The sequence below is a fragment of the Nesterenkonia sp. AN1 genome (assembly GCF_000582475.1).
In the GTDB taxonomy this organism is placed as follows: Bacteria; Actinomycetota; Actinomycetes; order Actinomycetales; family Micrococcaceae; genus Nesterenkonia; species Nesterenkonia aurantiaca.
Genome location: NZ_JEMO01000019.1, coordinates 39,837 through 57,327 on the forward strand (window position 1 = coordinate 39,837; position 17,491 = coordinate 57,327).

16 protein-coding genes are annotated in these 17,491 nt (G+C 68.6%); 9 read left to right on the plus strand and 7 right to left on the minus strand.

Annotation, left to right across the window (positions count from 1 at the left end):
* Nucleotides 1–31: 31 nt before the first annotated feature.
* The 3 genes from BG28_RS09975 (at nucleotide 32) to BG28_RS09985 (ending at nucleotide 2,830) form a co-directional block, all read left to right on the plus strand.
* Nucleotides 32–1,006: an ABC transporter ATP-binding protein gene (locus BG28_RS09975; protein ID WP_235181066.1), complete on the plus strand. Its 975-nt coding sequence runs from the start codon at nucleotides 32–34 to the stop codon at nucleotides 1,004–1,006.
* Between the two features lie 82 nt (nucleotides 1,007–1,088).
* The gene (locus BG28_RS09980; protein ID WP_235181067.1) at nucleotides 1,089–1,763 is read left to right on the plus strand and encodes an ABC transporter permease; all 675 of its coding nucleotides are present in this window, start codon (nucleotides 1,089–1,091) and stop codon (nucleotides 1,761–1,763) included.
* A gap of 8 nt (nucleotides 1,764–1,771) precedes the next feature.
* The gene (locus tag BG28_RS09985) at nucleotides 1,772–2,830 is read left to right on the plus strand and encodes a heme A synthase (RefSeq protein WP_036476327.1); all 1,059 of its coding nucleotides are present in this window, start codon (nucleotides 1,772–1,774) and stop codon (nucleotides 2,828–2,830) included.
* A gap of 9 nt (nucleotides 2,831–2,839) precedes the next feature.
* On the opposite strand, the gene BG28_RS09990 is transcribed toward BG28_RS09985, so the two are convergent.
* On the minus strand, nucleotides 2,840–3,340 hold the full coding sequence (locus BG28_RS09990) for a redoxin domain-containing protein (protein ID WP_036476329.1): 501 nt from the start codon (nucleotides 3,338–3,340) through the stop codon (nucleotides 2,840–2,842).
* Nucleotides 3,337–3,813, minus strand: a complete 477-nt coding sequence (locus BG28_RS09995; RefSeq protein WP_036476330.1) for a DUF3052 family protein — start codon at nucleotides 3,811–3,813, stop codon at nucleotides 3,337–3,339. The genes BG28_RS09990 and BG28_RS09995 overlap by 4 nt, the downstream gene beginning before the upstream one ends.
* 244 nt (nucleotides 3,814–4,057) lie before the next feature.
* Between BG28_RS09995 and aceE the strand changes: the two genes are divergently transcribed.
* The 6 genes from aceE (at nucleotide 4,058) to fabF (ending at nucleotide 12,125) form a co-directional block, all read left to right on the plus strand.
* On the plus strand, nucleotides 4,058–6,799 hold the full coding sequence (gene aceE / locus BG28_RS10000) for a pyruvate dehydrogenase (acetyl-transferring), homodimeric type (protein WP_036476332.1): 2,742 nt from the start codon (nucleotides 4,058–4,060) through the stop codon (nucleotides 6,797–6,799).
* A 285-nt stretch (nucleotides 6,800–7,084) separates the two neighbouring features.
* Complete coding sequence (locus BG28_RS10005) at nucleotides 7,085–8,260, plus strand: CdaR family transcriptional regulator (protein ID WP_051501297.1); 1,176 nt, start codon at nucleotides 7,085–7,087, stop codon at nucleotides 8,258–8,260.
* Nucleotides 8,261–8,351: 91 nt separating this feature from the next.
* On the plus strand, nucleotides 8,352–9,275 hold the full coding sequence (locus BG28_RS10010; RefSeq protein ID WP_036476335.1) for an ACP S-malonyltransferase: 924 nt from the start codon (nucleotides 8,352–8,354) through the stop codon (nucleotides 9,273–9,275).
* A gap of 143 nt (nucleotides 9,276–9,418) precedes the next feature.
* On the plus strand, nucleotides 9,419–10,423 hold the full coding sequence (locus tag BG28_RS10015) for a beta-ketoacyl-ACP synthase III (RefSeq protein ID WP_051501329.1): 1,005 nt from the start codon (nucleotides 9,419–9,421) through the stop codon (nucleotides 10,421–10,423).
* Between the two features lie 101 nt (nucleotides 10,424–10,524).
* Entirely contained in the window at nucleotides 10,525–10,770 is a 246-nt protein-coding gene (locus tag BG28_RS10020) for an acyl carrier protein (RefSeq protein WP_036476339.1), read from the plus strand.
* Nucleotides 10,771–10,865: 95 nt separating this feature from the next.
* Complete coding sequence (fabF, locus tag BG28_RS10025) at nucleotides 10,866–12,125, plus strand: beta-ketoacyl-ACP synthase II (protein WP_036476340.1); 1,260 nt, start codon at nucleotides 10,866–10,868, stop codon at nucleotides 12,123–12,125.
* A 246-nt stretch (nucleotides 12,126–12,371) separates the two neighbouring features.
* Here the strand turns inward: fabF and BG28_RS10030 are convergent, their stop codons facing one another.
* The 5 genes from BG28_RS10030 to BG28_RS10050 all read right to left on the minus strand — a co-directional run bounded on the left by BG28_RS10030 (nucleotide 12,372) and on the right by BG28_RS10050 (nucleotide 17,428).
* Entirely contained in the window at nucleotides 12,372–12,878 is a 507-nt protein-coding gene (locus BG28_RS10030; protein ID WP_036476342.1) for a DUF3145 domain-containing protein, read from the minus strand.
* 148 nt (nucleotides 12,879–13,026) lie between these two features.
* Nucleotides 13,027–14,004, minus strand: coding sequence for a tyrosine recombinase XerC (locus tag BG28_RS10035; protein WP_036476344.1), 978 nt, complete (start codon nucleotides 14,002–14,004; stop codon nucleotides 13,027–13,029).
* A gap of 48 nt (nucleotides 14,005–14,052) precedes the next feature.
* Nucleotides 14,053–15,450 carry a DNA-processing protein DprA gene (locus BG28_RS10040; RefSeq protein WP_051501298.1) on the minus strand — a complete coding sequence of 466 codons (1,398 nt, stop codon included), beginning with the start codon at nucleotides 15,448–15,450 and terminating at the stop codon, nucleotides 14,053–14,055.
* A 14-nt stretch (nucleotides 15,451–15,464) separates the two neighbouring features.
* The gene (locus BG28_RS10045; RefSeq protein WP_036476346.1) at nucleotides 15,465–17,048 is read right to left on the minus strand and encodes a YifB family Mg chelatase-like AAA ATPase; all 1,584 of its coding nucleotides are present in this window, start codon (nucleotides 17,046–17,048) and stop codon (nucleotides 15,465–15,467) included.
* The gene (locus BG28_RS10050) at nucleotides 17,048–17,428 is read right to left on the minus strand and encodes a YraN family protein (RefSeq protein WP_036476347.1); all 381 of its coding nucleotides are present in this window, start codon (nucleotides 17,426–17,428) and stop codon (nucleotides 17,048–17,050) included. The genes BG28_RS10045 and BG28_RS10050 overlap by 1 nt, the downstream gene beginning before the upstream one ends.
* Nucleotides 17,429–17,491 lie beyond the last annotated feature (63 nt).

Genomic DNA, 17,491 nt, shown 5'->3' on the forward strand with positions numbered 1-17,491 from the left:
TCTACGGGGCGTAGAAATGTAGACTGGTGCAGTGCCCCAGCATCCACCCTGTCTGACCCTGCGCCATGTGCGCTACGCCGTCGGCTCAGCTCGCAGTCCTCAGGGCTTCAAGGAGATCCTCCGGAGCGTGGACCTCACCGCGCGATCCGGCGAGGTCACGGTCCTGCTCGGCCCCAATGGCGCCGGCAAGACGACCACGCTCAGCTGCGCCCAGGGACTGCTGCGCCCCTCTCAGGGAAGCGTCACGCTGCTGGGTGAGAACCCGTTTCGCGCCGGTGCCGAGCTTCGGGCACGGGTCGGGGTGATGCTTCAGGACGGCGGCATGCCCCAGTCGGTCCAGCCCCGCGCACTGCTGAACCACGTGGCCTCGCTGCACCAGAGTCCCTGGCCGGTGGATGACCTGGTCGCTCGCCTGGACATGGGTGATTTCCTCCGCACCTCGATCCGTCGGCTCTCCGGCGGACAGAAGCAGCGGGTCGCACTGGCGGCGAGCCTGCTCGGACGCCCCGAGGTGGTCTTCCTCGACGAGCCCACCGCCGGGCTGGACCCGCAGTCCCGGCAGACCGTCTTCGAGCTCATCGGCGAGCTGCGCGAGATGGGCATGGGGATCATCCTCACCACGCATCTGCTGGAGGAGGCCCAGAAGCTCGCCGATTCGGTGTTCATCCTCAAGGACGGTGAGGTGGTCCGCCACGGATCCGTCGCGGAACTGACCGGGGCCAACGACGCAGGGTCCGGGGCCTCCCCCGGCGCCGCCCGTCGGATGCTGTTCACCGCGTCCAGGACGCTGACCCACCGCGAGATCATCAGCGCTCCGGTGAGCATCGAGCTCGACGGCGGCACCGACAACGCCCCCGGTGCGGCCTGGATGACTCCCAGCCTCACCGGACCGACCCAGCTGCGCGAGCTGGCGGCCTGGTGGGAGCTGATCGACATGATGCCGGTAGAGGTCCGCATGGAAGCCCGCACGCTGGAAGACGTCTTCTGGGAGGTCTCCGTCTCATGACCACACCCCACGCGCCGCTGCGCCCGCGCCGCGTCCCGCGGCTCGCCGGATCCTCTCGCACGGGCTCTATGAGACCCGCAACGTGCTGCGCAACGGCGAGCAGCTGCTGGTCTCGCTGATCCTGCCGCTGCTGGTGCTCTTCGGCGCTCACCGTCTGGAGCTGATCACCTCCGCCGCCACGCCGAGCATCGACGTGATCACCCCGGGCGTCCTCGCGCTGGCCGTGATGGCTTCGGCCTTCACGGGTCAGGGCATCGCGACCGGCTTCGAGCGCCAGTACGGGGTGCTGGCATATCTGGCCACCACGCCGCTGGGGGCCACCGGCCTGATCTTGGGCAAGGCCATCGCCGTGCTGGCAGTCGTCATCGTGCAGGTGGTGGTGATCGGCACCGCCGGGATGGTCCTGGGCTGGAGCCCGGACCCGGTGGGCCTGGTGTGGCTGGGCGTCGTCGTCGTCCTGGGCGCCACCGCGTTCACCGCGCTCGGGCTGCTGCTGGCCGGCACGGTCCGCGCCGAGGCGACCCTTGCGCTGACCAACGTCATCTGGGTGCTGCTCGGTGCCGCCGGCGGCTCGGTGTTCCCGCTCGACCACGAGGGGGCCGGGGCGCTGCTGCTGCTGCTGCCCTCCGCCGCCCTGGGTGAAGGTCTGCGCACCGCCTCCCTGGAGGGATCGTTCCCGATCCTGGAAGCTCTGATTCTCGCCGGGTGGGCCGCGCTGGCCGTCCTGGCCGCACGAAGGTGGTTCAACTGGCGATGAAATTTCCGATGAATGTGCTCGAAGTCTTTCGCACCAACCTGCCCACCCGGATCACCCGGGTCACCAAGGTGCTCGCCTGGGCGACGCTGGTCAGCAATATCGGCATCATCCTCACCGGCGGGGCGGTCCGACTGACCGCCTCGGGACTCGGCTGCCCGGAGTGGCCGCGCTGCACGCCGGATTCCTGGGTCGCCACCCAGGAGATGGGACTGCACGGGGCCATCGAGTTCGGCAACCGGCTGCTCACCTACGTGCTCGTGCTGATCTGCGCGCTGATGTTCTTCGCGCTGCTGCGGCTGCGGCGCAGCCATCGGCCGCTGTTCCGGATGAGCCTGATCATCCTCGCCGGGATCCCGCTGCAGGCGGTCATCGGCGGGATCACCGTGTGGACCAACCTGAACCCCTGGATCGTGGCGCTGCACTTCCTGCTCTCCGCGGCACTGGTCATGGTCGCCACGATGCTGCTGAACCGGATCCGACTTGAGCTGCGGAGTGCCCGCGAGGCCGGCCAGGGCTCGGGGCAGGACTCCCCCGCGGCGCCTGGTGCACAGCTTCAGGGCGTGGCCGGGGTCCGGATGAGCCACGGCGCCTCCGATGCGGTGACCTCCGCGATGGCCCCGGTCATCCTCGCCTCGACCTGGGTCTCGGTGTTCCTGGGCACCGTGGTGACCGGCACCGGCCCGCATGCGGGGGATCCCGGATCACCGCGACACCTCTTCGACCCGGATCTGGTGACCCGGATGCACGTGGTGCCGGTCTATGTCCTGTGCTTCGCGGCGATCGCGCTGCTGGTGCGCCAGTACCGGATCAGCACGGCACCGAATCAGCGACGCTCGGCCTGGTGGCTGATGATCGTGATCATCGCCCAGGGGGTCATCGGCTACGTCCAGCACTTCACCGGACTGCCGATCATCCTGGTCGGGCTGCACATGCTCGGCTCGGCGCTGCTGGTCGTCATGGCCACCGCGGTCTTCGACAGCTACCGCGCCCGGTATGTCACCCGCGGGCTCGGCGACCCCGCGGCTGTGGCGCCCGCATCGCAGAGCGCGACGGCGCCGGCCTCCTGAGCGAGCGGCTCAGCGCAGACGCCCCAGCAGACGCAGCGCCTCATCAAGGTCGCGCGCCGTTCCGGCTGGCACGGATTGCACATGAGCCAGCCGCAGGGAGGAATCCAGCAGGAAGCTGCTGCGCTGGGCTGCGCCCTTGACCTGATCGAAGGACCCGTAACGCCGCGCAATCTCGCCGTGCGGCCAGAAATCGCTGACCAGGTCAAAAGGCAGCTCACTGGACTCGGCCTCTGAGAAGTCAGCGGTGAGCGTCTGCGCGTAGGCACGCAGACTATGCACCGGGTCACAGCTGATCGCGAGCACTCTCGCCCCTGTGGAGCGAACCCGTTCTCGGCGCGCCACCAGGGCCTGCAGCTCGGAGTCGCAGACCCGGCTGAAGGCAAAGGGGTAGAACATGAGCAGCACCGGAGAGCCGGCGAGTCGATCCAGTTCAAGCACCTCGCCATGGTGGCTGCGCCCGGAGAAGCCGGGCGCCTGCTCCCCGAGCACGGGGAGCGGCGAGGTGGTCACTGCTTCTTGCGCCCCATCAGGCGGGTCGCGGCCCAATGGGTGCTCACACCCGCCGAGGAGGTCACATGCAGACCCGCGTTGGGCGCCGCGTCCTGGATCTCCACCGGTGCCACATAGCCGTCCCGGCCCGAACGCGGAGTCAGCAGCCACAGCACGCCGCCCTCGTCGAGGGTGGCCAGCGCGTCCACGAGCGCGTCCGTGAGATCGTCATCGCCGTCTCTGAACCAGACCAGCACGGCGTCGACGACCTCCTGGACGTCTTCGTCGAGCAGGTCCTCGTCGAGCAGGTCCTCCAGACGGTCGCGGAAGTCGTCATCGACATCCTCATCTACACCGATCTCCTGGACCAGGGAATCGGGCTTGAGCCCGAGCTCCTGGAGCAGGTCGCCGAGCGAGACGACATTGGTTCCGGCGTCGTTCTTGTGGTCCGTCGAGGTGCCCGACGGATCCTCGGCTGCAGAAGCCTGACTCACCTGAGGTTCCCTTCCCATTCATTAGCGTCTGAAGCGCAGCTCCCACCCGAGGATGGGGCTGCCACCAGCAACGTTACGCGGATCCCTGTCGGTTGGGGAAGTGCGACACCACCCAAGCGGGTAGAGTTGAGCTGAAATTCGGCCGTCGAACAACCGGTGGCCGATGCCCTCGTGGGTCCCGCCCGTGGAACATCCCTGTCCATGGACCGCATGACCCAGACCCTTACCCCTTGAGAGGTGACCCGTGAGCGCTGGTGAAGAGAACTCCCATATCCGCAGCGGACTGACGAACCAACTTCCGGATCTGGATCCGGAGGAGACCCAGGAATGGCTGGAGTCTTTTGACCAGCTCGTGGAGTTCCACGGCACCGAGCGCGCGGAATACATCATCCGCTCGCTGCTGCAGCGAGCCGGCGCGAAGTCCATCGAAGTCCCGATGGTCACCACCACCGACTACGTGAACACGATCCCGGTGGATCAGGAGCCTGACTTCCCCGGCGACGAGGAGATGGAGCGCCGGGTGCGCCGCATCCTGCGCTGGAACGCCGCGGTCATGGTGCACCGCGCCCAGCGCAGTGACATCTCCGTGGGCGGACACATCTCTTCCTACGCCGGCGTGGCCACGCTCTACGAGGTGGGTCTGAACCACTTCTTCCGCGGCGCCGACCACCCCGGCGGCGGCGACCAGATCTTCTTCCAGGGCCACTCCTCCCCCGGCAACTATGCCCGGGCCTACCTCGAAGGCCGCCTCACCGAGACCCAGCTCAACGGTTTCCGCCAGGAGCACTCCAAGGCCCCCGACGGCCTGAGCTCCTACCCGCACCCGCGGCTGATGCCGGAGTTCTGGCAGTTCCCGACCGTGTCCATGGGCATCGGTCCGATGAACGCCATCTACCAGGCGCAGTTCAACCGCTACCTGCACAACCGCGGCATCAAGGACACCTCGGAGCAGCAGGTCTGGGCGTTCCTGGGCGACGGCGAGATGGATGAGCCCGAGTCCCGCGGCCTGCTTCAGCTCGCGGCCAACGAGAAGCTCGACAACCTGAACTTCGTGGTCAACTGCAACCTGCAGCGCCTCGACGGCCCGGTGCGCGGCAACGGCAAGATCGTCCAGGAGCTGGAGGCCTTCTTCCGCGGCGCCGGCTGGAACGTCATCAAGGTCCTCTGGGGCCGCGAGTGGGACGAGCTGCTGGATCAGGACGACGACGGCGAGCTCGTCCGGGTCATGAACGAGACCCTCGACGGTGATTACCAGACCTATAAGGCAGAATCTGGGGCCTTCGTCCGCGAGCACTTCTTCGGTCGTTCCGCCAAGACCAAGGAGCTCGTCGCGGACATGTCCGACGACGACATCTGGAACCTCAAGCGCGGCGGACACGACTATAAGAAGGTCTACTCCGCCTATAAGGCCGCCAGCGAGTCCACCGGCAAGCCCACCGTGATCCTGGCCCAGACGGTCAAGGGCTACGGTCTGGGACCCAGCTTCGAGGGTCGCAACGCGACCCACCAGATGAAGAAGCTCACCGTGGATGACCTCAAGCGCTTCCGCGACACGCTGCGGATCCCGATCAGCGATGAGCAGATCGAGGAAGACACCTATAACGTCCCGTACTACCACCCGGGCAAGGACTCTGACGAGGTCAAGTACACCCTCGAGCGTCGCGAACGTCTGGGCGGGCCCGTGCCCGAGCGTCGGACCGTCGGCGAGGGGCTGATCCTGCCTGAGTCCAAGACCTACGCCCAGGCCAAGAAGGGCTCCGGCAAGCAGAAGGCCGCCACCACGATGGCGCTGGTCCGGCTGCTCAAGGACCTGATGCGGGACAAGAACATCGGTCACCGGATCGTGCCGATCATCCCGGATGAGGCGCGCACCTTCGGGATGGACTCGTTCTTCCCCACCGCGAAGATCTACAACCCCAAGGGGCAGAACTACATCTCCGTGGACCGTGAGCTGATGCTCGCGTACAAGGAGTCCCCGCAGGGCCAGATGATCCACCCCGGCATCAACGAGGCCGGCGCCACCGCGGCGTTCACCGCAGCCGGCACCTCCTACGCCACCCACGGCGAGACGATGATCCCGTTCTACATCTTCTACTCGATGTTCGGGTTCCAGCGCACCGGCGACTCCTTCTGGGCGGCCGCCGACCAGCTGGCGCGCGGCTTCATCATCGGAGCCACCGCCGGGCGCACCACGCTGGCCGGTGAGGGTCTGCAGCACCTCGACGGACACTCCCCGCTGCTCGCCGCGACCAATCCCGCGGTGAAGCACTTCGATCCGGCCTTCGGCTACGAGATCGCTCACATCATGGAGAACGGCCTCTTCGAGATGTACGGCGACCACGACGGCGACCACAACGTGATGTATTACCTCACGGTGTACAACGAGCCGGTGCAGCACCTTCCAGAGCCCGAGGGCCTCGACGTCGAAGGCGTCAAGCGCGGCATCTACAAGCTCTCCAGCTCCGAGCAGGACGGCCCCAAGGTGCAGCTGCTGGCCTCCGGCGTCGGGGTGCCCTGGGCCAAGGAGGCCGCAGAGATCCTCGCCGAGGACTGGGGCGTCTCGGCCGACGTCTGGTCGGTGACCTCCTGGAACGAGCTGCGCCGTCAGGCGCTGCACGTGGAGCAGTCGGCCCTGCTGGACCCGGAGCGCGAGCCCGAGGTTCCCTTCGTGACCCAGCAGATGGAAGGCGCCGAGGGGCCGATCATCGCGACCACCGACTTCGCCACCCAGGTCCCGGATCAGATCCGCCAGTTCCTGCCGAACCGCTTCGCGACCCTGGGAGCCGACGACTTCGGCTTCTCCGACACGCGAGCCGCGGCACGGCGGCACTTCAGGATCGACGCCCACTCGATGGTGGTGCGCGCCCTGCAGATGCTCGCCGACGACGGCGCGGTGGACGCCTCGGCTCCGGTCGATGCGTTCAAGAAGTACGATCTCAGCAACGTCCGTGCCGGCACCTCGGGCGAGGCGGGCGGCGACGCCTGATTCTGCCCCCTCCTGAGGGGCCAGCACGATGAGCACCCAGCGGGGGCCCGGAGCATCAGCTCCGGGCCCCCGCTGCGTGTATCGGCGGCATGTATGCCCCTCCACCGGGACCGGACGTGGAGATCGCAGTGCGACTCACCGCTGGTCCGGCCGCCGGTGCCCCGCTGGTTCCCCGCTGGTCAGGCAGCTTGGGCGGCAGTCCAGGCGGAGGCAATGGCCATTCGATGCGGTTTGTAGGGATCACACAACTGGCGGGCGAACTCCGCAGGCTCTAGGCTCCTGAACATGACTGCATCTGCTCCGACGACGCCAGGGCCCGTCCCGGTCTCCTGGGAGGCCCTCGAGGTGCTCCGCTCCGACGCCGGAAACCTCACCCACGAGGTCAACTGCTACCTGGAGGAGACCCTCACCTGGTACCGCCACCTGAGCACCGATGAGCGGGCTTCGCTGCGCCTGATCGCGCAGCGTGGCATCGGCGGTCTGATCAGCTGGCTGGAGAACCCGTCCTCGAGGTCCCTGCCGCTGGTCAACGAGCTGTTGGGCAACGCCCCCACCGATCTGATGCGCACCATCTCCCTGCAGCGCGCGCTGCAGCTCATCCGCAGCATCGTCGAAGCGGTGGAGCAGCGACTGCCCGGTCTGGTGGCTCCGCAGGACCAGCAGCTGATGCTCGAAGCCGTGCTGCGTTACTCCCGGGAGGTGGCCTTCGCGATCGCCGACGTCTATGCCCGGGCCGCGGAGTCCCGCGGCGCGTGGGATTCTCGCCTGGAGGCGCTGCTGGTGGACGCGGTGCTGCGCGGCGAGCCCGCCGAGCAGATCGCCTCCCGCGCCGCGGCCGTCGGGTGGCGCAGCCACGAAGGAGTGGTCGTCGTCGTCGGCGACGCCCCGGACCAGGCCGACGCGGTGTTCATGTCGCAGCTGAGACGCCAATGCATCCGCTTCTCCGCCGATGCGGTGGTGGGGGTTCATGGTGACCGGCTGATCCTGCTCCTGGGCCGGGTCACCGACCTCGCCGAGGGACTGGAGCGGATCCTGCCCCGCTTCGGCCCCGGACAGGTGGTCTTCTCCAGCTTCGAGGGTTCGATCAGCCAGGCGCACGGCAGTGCACAGTCGGCCTTCACCGGGTTCACCGCTGTCGGGGCCTGGACCTCGGCACCCCGTCCGGTGGCCGCCGAGGACCTGCTTCCGGAACGCGCGCTCTGTGGAGACGAGACCGCGAAGACCGTGCTGCGCGAGCGCATCTTCGAGGTGCTCAGCGCCGCCGGCAACGGGCTGCTCGAAACGGTCACCGCTTATCTGGAGGCCGGTCACTCGCTGGAGGCGACCGCACGTGAACTCTTCGTCCATACCAATACCGTGCGCTACCGCCTGCGCCGGGTCACCGACGTCACCGGATGGGACCCCGTGACCCCGCGCGACGCCTATGTGCTGCAGACCGCGCTGGCCGTGGGGCGTCTCTGACCAGCCGTTGTAGGGTACCTACAAAGGCCACGGTGGAGCTTGGTGAGCCCATGACCCGCGAAAACCAGCCGCACTATGGGAGGTTGGTCTTGTGCTTGCCATAGTTTGCCCCGGACAGGGCTCCCAGACCCCAGGATTCCTCTCGGAATGGATCAGCGACGAGGCCACCCGCGCGGCGCTCGAGGCCTATTCCGAGCATTCCGGCACCGATCTGCGCGCCCACGGGACGGTCTCCGATGCCGAGACGATCCGGGACACCGCGGTCGCACAGCCGCTGATCGTGGCCGCCTCCCTGCTCAGCGCGTCCACCCTGGATCTCGCAGCGCTGGATCCTGACCGGGTGCTCTACGCCGGCCACTCGGTGGGCGAGATCCCTGCCGCCGTGCTCGCCGGGGTGCTCACGCCCGAGCAGGCCTTGGAGTTCATCAAGGTCCGCGCCACCTCCATGGCCGCAGCCGCCGCCGCGACGCCCACCTCCATGGCCGCCGTCGTCGGAGGTGTGGAGGCGGAGGTCCGGCAGGCGATCGCTGACGCCGGGCTGACTCCGGCCAACGCCAACGGGCCCGGCCAGATCGTGGCCGCCGGGGAGCTGGAGAAGCTTGCGGCGCTGGAGGCCAGTCCTCCGGCTCGGGCCCGAGTGATACCGCTGACCGTGGCGGGTGCCTTCCACACGGACTTCATGGACTCGGCCCGGCAGACCCTGGCGGCCGCGGCTGCCGGCCTCACGGTGAACGACCCCCGCCAGAAGCTGATCTCCAACCGGGACGGCGGCTACGTCTCCACCGGTGCCGAGGTGCTGGAGCGCCTCGTGGATCAGGTGACCCGTCCGGTCCGCTGGGATCTCTGCATGGAGACCATGGCGCAGGCCGAGGTCACCGGCGTGCTCGAGCTGCTGCCCGGTGGCACGCTGACCGGCCTGGCCAAGCGCGGACTCAAGGGCGTGAAGTCGCTGGCCATCAAGACTCCCGCCGACATCCCCCTCGCCCAGGAATTCATCGCCGAGCATGCGGGTTGAGCTGAGCGGGCCTAGGTCCATGGCCGTCGACAAACTCTGCGCAGGCGGCACCGCCGCGCAGCTCCCCCCAATGATCCACGAAGGACGTTCCTGACGTGACTGTCGCATTGAACCAGCCCACCGCCGTGGCGGGCACCCGTGTCATGGGCCTGGGTGCCTACCGACCCGAGCTCGTGATTGACAACGAGCAGATCTGCCAGTGGATCGACTCCTCAGACGAGTGGATCCAGAAGCGCACCGGTATCAAGACCCGGCGCCGTGCGCCCAGAGACGTCTCCGTGGTGGACATGGCCGAAGGCGCCGCCCGCGAGGCGCTGGAGCACGCCGGGATCTCTGGAGATCAGCTCGGCGGAGTCATCCTCGCGACCGTGACCCACCCCTACGCGACCCCCTCGGCCGCGGCGGACCTGGCTCACCGGCTGGGCGCCACCCCAGCGGCGGCCTTCGACATCTCCGCCGCCTGCGCCGGCTACTGCTACGGAATCGGCCAGGCCGACGCCATGGTGCGCTCCGGGCTGTCCTCCTATGTGCTGGTCGTCGGGGTGGAGAAGCTCTCGGACTTCATCGACAACCACGAGCGCACCATCTCCTTCCTGCTCGGCGACGGCGCCGGGGCCGCGATCATCGGTCCCGCCGAAGCTCCCGGGATCTCGCCCTCGATCCTGGGCTCCAACGGCGAGAAGTGGGAGGCCGTGGCGATGGACAGCACGCTGCTGAACTTCCGCGACGCGCTCGCCCGAGCCCGCGAGACCCAGGACGCCACCGAGCTGCTCGACGCCGAGAACCGCTACTGGCCCACGCTGCGCCAGGACGGTCCCACGGTGTTCCGCTGGGCCGTCTGGGAGATGGCCAAGGTCGCCCAGCAGGCACTCGATGCCGCTGGGATCACCGCCGAGGACCTCGTGGCGTTCGTCCCACATCAGGCGAACATGCGGATCATCGACGAGATGGTCAAACAATTGAAGCTTCCTGAGCACGTGATGGTGGGACGCGACATCGTGGACGCGGGCAACACCTCCGCAGCCTCGATCCCGCTGGCCATGCACCGCCTGCTCAAGGAGAACCCAGAACTCTCCGGCGGTCTTGCTCTGCAGATCGGTTTCGGAGCCGGACTGGTCTACGGCGCGCAGGTCATCCGGCTGCCGTAGCCCCGGGACCGGGGCCGCCACGCGGCCGCGGGACAGATTCACCACGTATCCCTGGAACCACCCAACGAACTGGAACCACCCAAAGAAAAGGAGTCGCCGATATGGCTGACAAGAACGAGATCCTCGCAGGCCTGGCCGAGATTGTGAACGAGGAGACCGGCCTGGAGGTCGAAGAGGTCCAGTCGGAGAAGTCCTTCACCGAGGACCTCGACATCGACTCGATCTCGATGATGACCATCGTGGTCAACGCCGAAGAGAAGTTCGACGTGAAGATCCCCGATGAAGAGGTCAAGAACCTGGCCACCGTCGGCGACGCCGTGGACTTCATCGCCAACGCACAGGGCTGATCCAGCCCCGCATCGGACGGGAGGGCTCCGGCGCACCGCCGAGCCCTCCCCTCCTCTCCCCCCACCCGCTGTCCCACTTTCATTGAGGTAGATCCATGACCCGTCGTCTTGTCATCACCGGTCTCGGCGCCACCACTCCCATCGGCGGCGACGTGAAGACGCTCTGGACCAACGCCCTGGCCGGCACTCCCGGTGCCAAGACCCTCGAGCACGACTGGGTCGAGAAGTACCAGCTGCCGGTCACCTTCGCCGCCGAGGTCTCCATCGAGCCCTCCGAGGTGCTGGCCCGTCCGGAGCTCCGCCGGATGGATCGCTCCACCCAGCTAGGCATGGTCGCCGCCCGGCAGGCCTGGGACGACGCCGGTCTCAGCCGCCCCGGCGATGAGGGCTACGACCTGGATCCCGAGCGGGTCGCGGTGTCCTTCGCCACCGGCATCGGCGGGGTCTGGACGCTGATCGACAGCTGGGACACCCTGCGCGAGCGTGGCCCGCGCCGGGTGATGCCGATGACCGTGCCGATGCTGATGCCCAACGGCGCGGCCGGAGCGATCAGCCTGGACCTCGGCGCTCAGGGCGGGGCCCGCACGGCGGTCTCCGCCTGCGCCTCCGGTGTCGAGGCGCTGGACGTCGCGCTGGAGATGCTGCGCAAGGGCGACGCCGACGTCGTCCTGGCCGGCGGCACCGAGGCTGCGATCCATCCGCTGCCCATGGCCGCGTTCAGCTCGCTGCAGGCGCTCTCCAAGCGCAACGACGACCCCGCTGCCGCCTCGCGGCCCTATGACCGAGACCGCGATGGATTCGTCATGGGTGAGGGCGCCGGCGCTCTGGTCGTCGAGACCGAAGAGCACGCCAAGGCCCGCGGCGCCACCATCTATGCCGAGCTCGCGGGTTCCGCGATCACCTCGGACGCGCACCACATCACCGCCCCGGACCCCAAGGCGCTGGGTGCTTCCCGCGCGCTGCGCCGGGCGCTGGAGTCCGCCGGCGCGCAGCTGAGCGAGGTCACCCACATCAACGCCCACGCCACCTCCACCCCGGTGGGCGACAAGCCTGAGTATGCGGCGCTGAAGTCGGTGTTCGGAGATCACCTCGAGAACGTCTGCATCTCCGCCACGAAGTCCCAGACCGGTCATCTGCTCGGCGCCGCCGGTGCCGTGGAGTCGGTGCTGACCGTGAAGGCCCTGCATGAGCGTCGCGCGCCGGTCACGATCAACCTCGATCATCAGGACCCGGAGATGCCGCTCGACGTGGTCACCGGCTCGCCTCGCGAGCTCGGGGACCAGCAGCAGGTGGCGCTGTGCAACTCCTTCGGCTTCGGCGGGCACAACGCCGTGGCGGCGTTCCGCACCTACTGAGCAACTCCGCCGGGGCTCATCCGGCGGCATCCGCGCAGAAGAAGACCCCCGGTCGGGATCCTCAGGGATCCCCGCCGGGGGTCTTTGCTGCTTCATGTAGAAGCTGCCGCGCTGGGAAGCGACGGCCCGCTTCAGCGGGCTCTGTGCGGCAGGACTGTGGTGGTGCCGGTCGATCACGGCTGCTGGTGGTCAGCACCGGCTGAGCGGATGGGCGGCGGTGGAGGACGCCGCGCGGTCCGCCTGGGCTCAGCTGACCACCTGGTGCAGCCAGTGCACAGGGGCGCCCTCTGCGGCATGGCGGAAGGACTCCAGCTCCTCGTCCCAGGCCTCGCCCAGCGCCAGTGAGAGCTCCTGATAGACCACGGAGGGGTCACCGGCGCCCATCTCGTAGGCGTAACGGATCCGGTCCTCGGAGACCACGATGTTGCCGTGCACATCGGTGGTGGCATGGAAGATGCCCAGTTCAGGCGTGTGGGACCAGCGGCCGCCGTCGCAGCCGGGAGAGGGGTCCTCGGTCACCTCGAACCGGAGATGGCTCACCGCGCGCAGCGCTGAGGCCAGGGTGGCGCCCAGACCGGCTGAGCCCTCCCAGGAGAGCTCTGCACGGAAGTCGCCGGGCGCGGCAGGCTGAGGGTGCCATGTGAAGTCCACGCGCGCGTCAACCGCCGAGGACACCGCCCATTCAACGTGTGGGCAGAGCGCGGCGGGCGCCGAATGGATGTGAAGCACACCTCGGGCCGTATTTTGGGACATATCCATCCTCCACTGTGCTGTTGGTACGTCTTCCCCTACGACCAGACAGCAGCCAGGTGGCTGATGGTTTTGATGCTCCACCAAAGGTTAACACCTTGCGCGGCGAGCACTACTACTGATGTTAACAGATCCAGATCAGATCGGTCTCTCAGGCGCGGGGATGAGCCTGTCCGTAGGCGTCGCGCAGCCTGTCGATGGTGACGTGGGTGTAGAGCTGCGTGGTGCTCAGCGAGGCGTGCCCGAGCAGCTCCTGGACGGTCCGCAGATCAGCACCTCCTTCCAACAGGTGCGTGGCGGCGGTGTGACGCAGCGCGTGCGGGCCTCGGGCTGCCGTGGTCCCAAGCCGGGCGAGGGAATCGTCGACGACGCGGCGCACCGTGCGCACATCGATGCGGCCTCCTCGACGACCCAGGAAACACGCCTCGGCCGAGGTGCTCGTGACGAGTCGGGATCGGCCGTGGTACAACCAGCTGCGCAGAGCGGTCTCTGCCGGCACCCCGTAGGGGACGATCCGTTCCTTGTTGCCCTTGCCGAGCAGCCGGACCATCCGCCGACCGGTCTCGAAGGAGGCCAGGTTCAGACCGCTGAGCTCGGAGACGCGCATACCGGTGGCGTAGAGCAGCTCCACCATCGCTGCGTCACGCAGGCTCAGCGCATGCGCGATCGGATCTGCCTCATCCGCCTGTCCGGCCTGCTGGGCCGCACCTGCCAGCTGGGAGGTGAGCTGTTCGACGTGCTGGTGCTGCAGCACATCGGGCAGGTGGCTGCTCTTTCGGGCGGTGCGCAGCCGCACGGAAGGATCCTCGGGCAGGTGCCCCCGGCGGTGCGCCCAGGCGGTGAAGGCCCGCACCGAGGCGGTCTTGCGGTTCAGGGTGTTCCGCGAGAGTCCCGCTTCGTGCAGCTCGCCCAGCCAGCTGCGAATCTCCGCGAGGCCGAGCTCCTCCAGCGGACCACGCTGCAGAGCGAGCTGGCGCAGATCGCCGCGATAGGCGCGGAGCGTCTGCACCGAGAGCCCCCGTTCGTGCCTGAGATGGTCGATGAACGCTGTGACCAGCTCGGGTTCGACCGCAGCGTCGGGGCCCGGAGGTGCAGCCGGGTCTGTGGATCGATCCTGCGCGGAGGCCATGAGGGAAGTCTACGACCGCGCACATCGGGCTTAGGTGCTCCGCGCCGATCATGCCCGACCCCAATGACCGTTGACCATGCGGGCGCGGCCCGAACGCTGAAGCCGGGTCAGCTCGGCGAGCACAGTGGGCAGCGGGAGCCCCGCGACTTGGGAGAGCTTGCCCGGCGCGCTCAGACCACGTCTGGGCAGCGCGTCGAAGAGCAGCCGCTGGGCCTCATCGAGTCCATCCTGCGGGTGCTCCCGGCCCAGGGGAAGCTCGGGTTGGACAGCCGGTCGGGAGGCTGATTCCCTGCGCCCGGCCCAGGAGCCGATGGCCAGCGACTCCTGGCTGGGGCCCGGCGGATGCGCGGTTTCTGGGCCTGCGCCTTCAGCGACAAGGTTCAGGATGTCGGTCGCGTCCCGGACCAGCTGCGCGGGTGTCTCGCGCAACAGACGGTGACATCCTGCCGAGGCGGCGGAGAAGACGCTTCCGGGGATCACCCCCACCTCCCGGCCGAGGTTCAGCGCATGGTGGGCGGTGGACTGGGCTCCGCTGCGCCAGCGCGCCTCGGTGATCACGGTGACCATACCCAGTGCCGCGATCAGGCGGTTCCGCTGCAGGAACCGGTGCCTGGTCGGCGCCGAACCGGGGGCCATCTCGCTGAGCAGCAGACCCTGTTCTGCAACTTCGCGGAGCAGACGTTCGTTCCCAGCCGGGTAGAACCGATCCAGTCCGCCGGCCAAGACTGCCAGCGTCGGCGCGGAGCGGTCTGCATCGCTGAACCTGGAGGCGTCTCTGTCCCCGGAGTCCTCCGCGCGGCGCGAACCTGAGTCCTGATCCGAGCACGCGCGCAGCGCGGCCCGATGGGCGGCGGCATCGACCCCGTAGGCGCCGCCGGAGACCACACAGAGACCGGCATGGACCAGATCCTCGGTGAGCTGGGCGGTGATCCGGATGCCATAGTCCGTCACCTCCCGGGACCCGACGATCGCCACCGTCCGGGCCGGGCCGGGAAGTCGGCCCAGTGCCTGGGAGGCGGACTCCTCCCGGCTGCCACGGAACCAGATCGCCACCGGGGCCAGCGGACCGAGATCTCCCAGCTGTGCGGGCCAGCCGGGGTCCTGCGGGATCAACAGACCCCCGCCGAGCCGGCGGATCGTGGCGAGGTCCGAGGCGCCATGCAGCTGCCCGCACCGGGTGCGCCAACGGGCAAGCCCGGTGCGCAGGTCCTGCTGCCGGGCTCCGAGCCCCGCCGAGTCAGCGACCTGCGCCATTCGGTCACGCTCTGCGGCGGAGGGTGCCCGCGCCGAGGTGATCAGTGCGTGGAGGCTCTGAGCTCCGAAGGTCTCCAGAGCGAGTCCGGCGAGCAGGTCTCCAGGTTCGATCAGCCGGGACAGCTCGGCACGAAGGACCCTTTCCTGCTCGAGGTCCACCCCAGGGGCGGCGGGACCGGGGTCATGTCTCATAGCTGCTCCTCGATTCAGTTCGTCTGGGCCCGCTGCCGCAGCTGCAAGGCAGCATCGACCTCGTCGGCCCCTGGCTGGTCCCGCTGCGCCAGATCCGCGATGGTCCAGGCCAGGCGCAGAACCCGCAGATAACCGCGCAGCGAGATCGCGGCTCGATCCAGTGCGGCGTCGATGTGACGGGTGGAGCCGGCGGGCAGGCGCAGCTCTCCGGTCAAGAGCTGCATCGGAGCCTGAGCGTTGGTGCGCAGGCCCCACCGGTGAAGACGTTCGCTCTGCACCGTGCGCGCGTCAAGCACCCTGGACCGGACGGCCGCGGAGCTCTCCCCCGGCGGTCCCAGGGCGGCGGCCGCCGATCGAGGACGCTCGACCTGGATCTGCAGGTCGATGCGATCCAGCAGTGGACCGGAGAGGCGTGACATGTAGTGCCGCCGCTGGGCCACCGAGCATCTGCAGCCTGCGCCGGTGCCCACGTTGAGTCCGCAGGGACAGGGATTCGCGGCGAGCACCAGTTGGAAGCGCGCCGGGTACGTCACGCTCCCGGCCGAGCGGTGCAGCGAGATCCTGCCGGTCTCCATGGGTTGACGCAGTGCGTCCAACGCGGGGCGTGGAAACTCCGGGGCCTCATCGAGGAAGAGCACTCCCTGGTGTGCCCGGGTCACGGCGCCGGGCCGCGCGATCCGCGCGCCGCCGCCCACGATGGCCGCCATCGAAGCGCTGTGGTGCGGGGCCTGGAACGGCGGGGTGCGGCGCAGCCGAATCACGGTCCGTGGGTCCGCCGAGAGGGATTCGATCGCCGTGGCCTCCATCGCCGCCTGATCATCCAGCGGCGGGAGGATCCCCGACATTCGTTCAGCCAGCATCGTCTTGCCGGCACCCGGGGCACCGATGAGCAGCAGGTGGTGGCCACCGGCGGCCGCCAGCTCCAGCGCGAACCTCGCTTCCTGCTGGCCCCGCACCTCCGCGAGATCGACCGCGGGAGCGCCGGAGTTCTCGGAGCCGGCGGCATCTTCGCCCACCATCGAGGCTGCGACACCGTGGCCAGCCGACCACCGATGGACCCCGGACGCCTCACGCACCAGCGGTTCGAGCTCGGCGGTGGCGAAGGAGGCCGCCACCTGTGACACATGGGCGGCCGCGAGGACCTCCATCCCGGGCACCAGGGCCGCTTCCTGGGCGTTCTCCATCGCCACGACCACCGTCTGGGCCCCGGCGGCCTGCGCGGCCGCCACTGCGGGAAGCACACCGCGGACCGGGCGCAGCCTCCCGTCCAGACCCAGCTCCGCCAGGAAGACGATCTCTGCCGTGCCCTGGACCCTGCCGTCGGCCGCCCAGGCGCTCATCAGAATGGCGAGGTCCAGGACGGAACCCGATTTCGGCAGCGAGGCCGGGAGCAGGTTCACGGTGAGCCGCCGGGCCGGAAGATCGCAACCGGTGTTCTTCGCCGCGGATCGGATCCGGTCCTGGCTCTCCCGCAGCGAGGCATCGGGCAGGCCCAGCAGGATGAACGCCGGAAGAGCCCGGCCGATATCGGCCTCGACCTCGATCAGGTGTCCGTCCATGCCGAAGAGGACCACGCCACGGGCCCGACCCATGCTCATCAGCTCACGTCCCTGAGATGTTCCAGCCGCTGCACCAGGTGCTCCTCGGCATGCGCCTCGGCGGCTCCGCTCAGGAGCACCGCGATGACGTCCACCCGGCGCTGCATATGGAGCCAATGCCGGGCGACACAGTAGTCCAGCAGCAGCCGGTGCAGCCGGGCCAGCTTGGCTGTGCCGATCGCCTCGAAGGGATGGCCGTATCCCTCACCCCGCCGGGTCTTGACCTCCACCGCCACCAGTTGTGCCCCATCCCTGGTGATCAGGTCCAGCTCTCCACGCACCCCGCGCCAGCGGCGCTCCAAGATCTGGTGACCCTGCCGACTCAGATAGTCGGCCGCGATCTCTTCTCCGATGATGCCGGTGACGTCCTTGGCTCGCATCTGCGCTCCTTCCTCGCAGGCACCAGCATCCGGCACCTCCCGAGACCCCGGCCGCAAGATCGG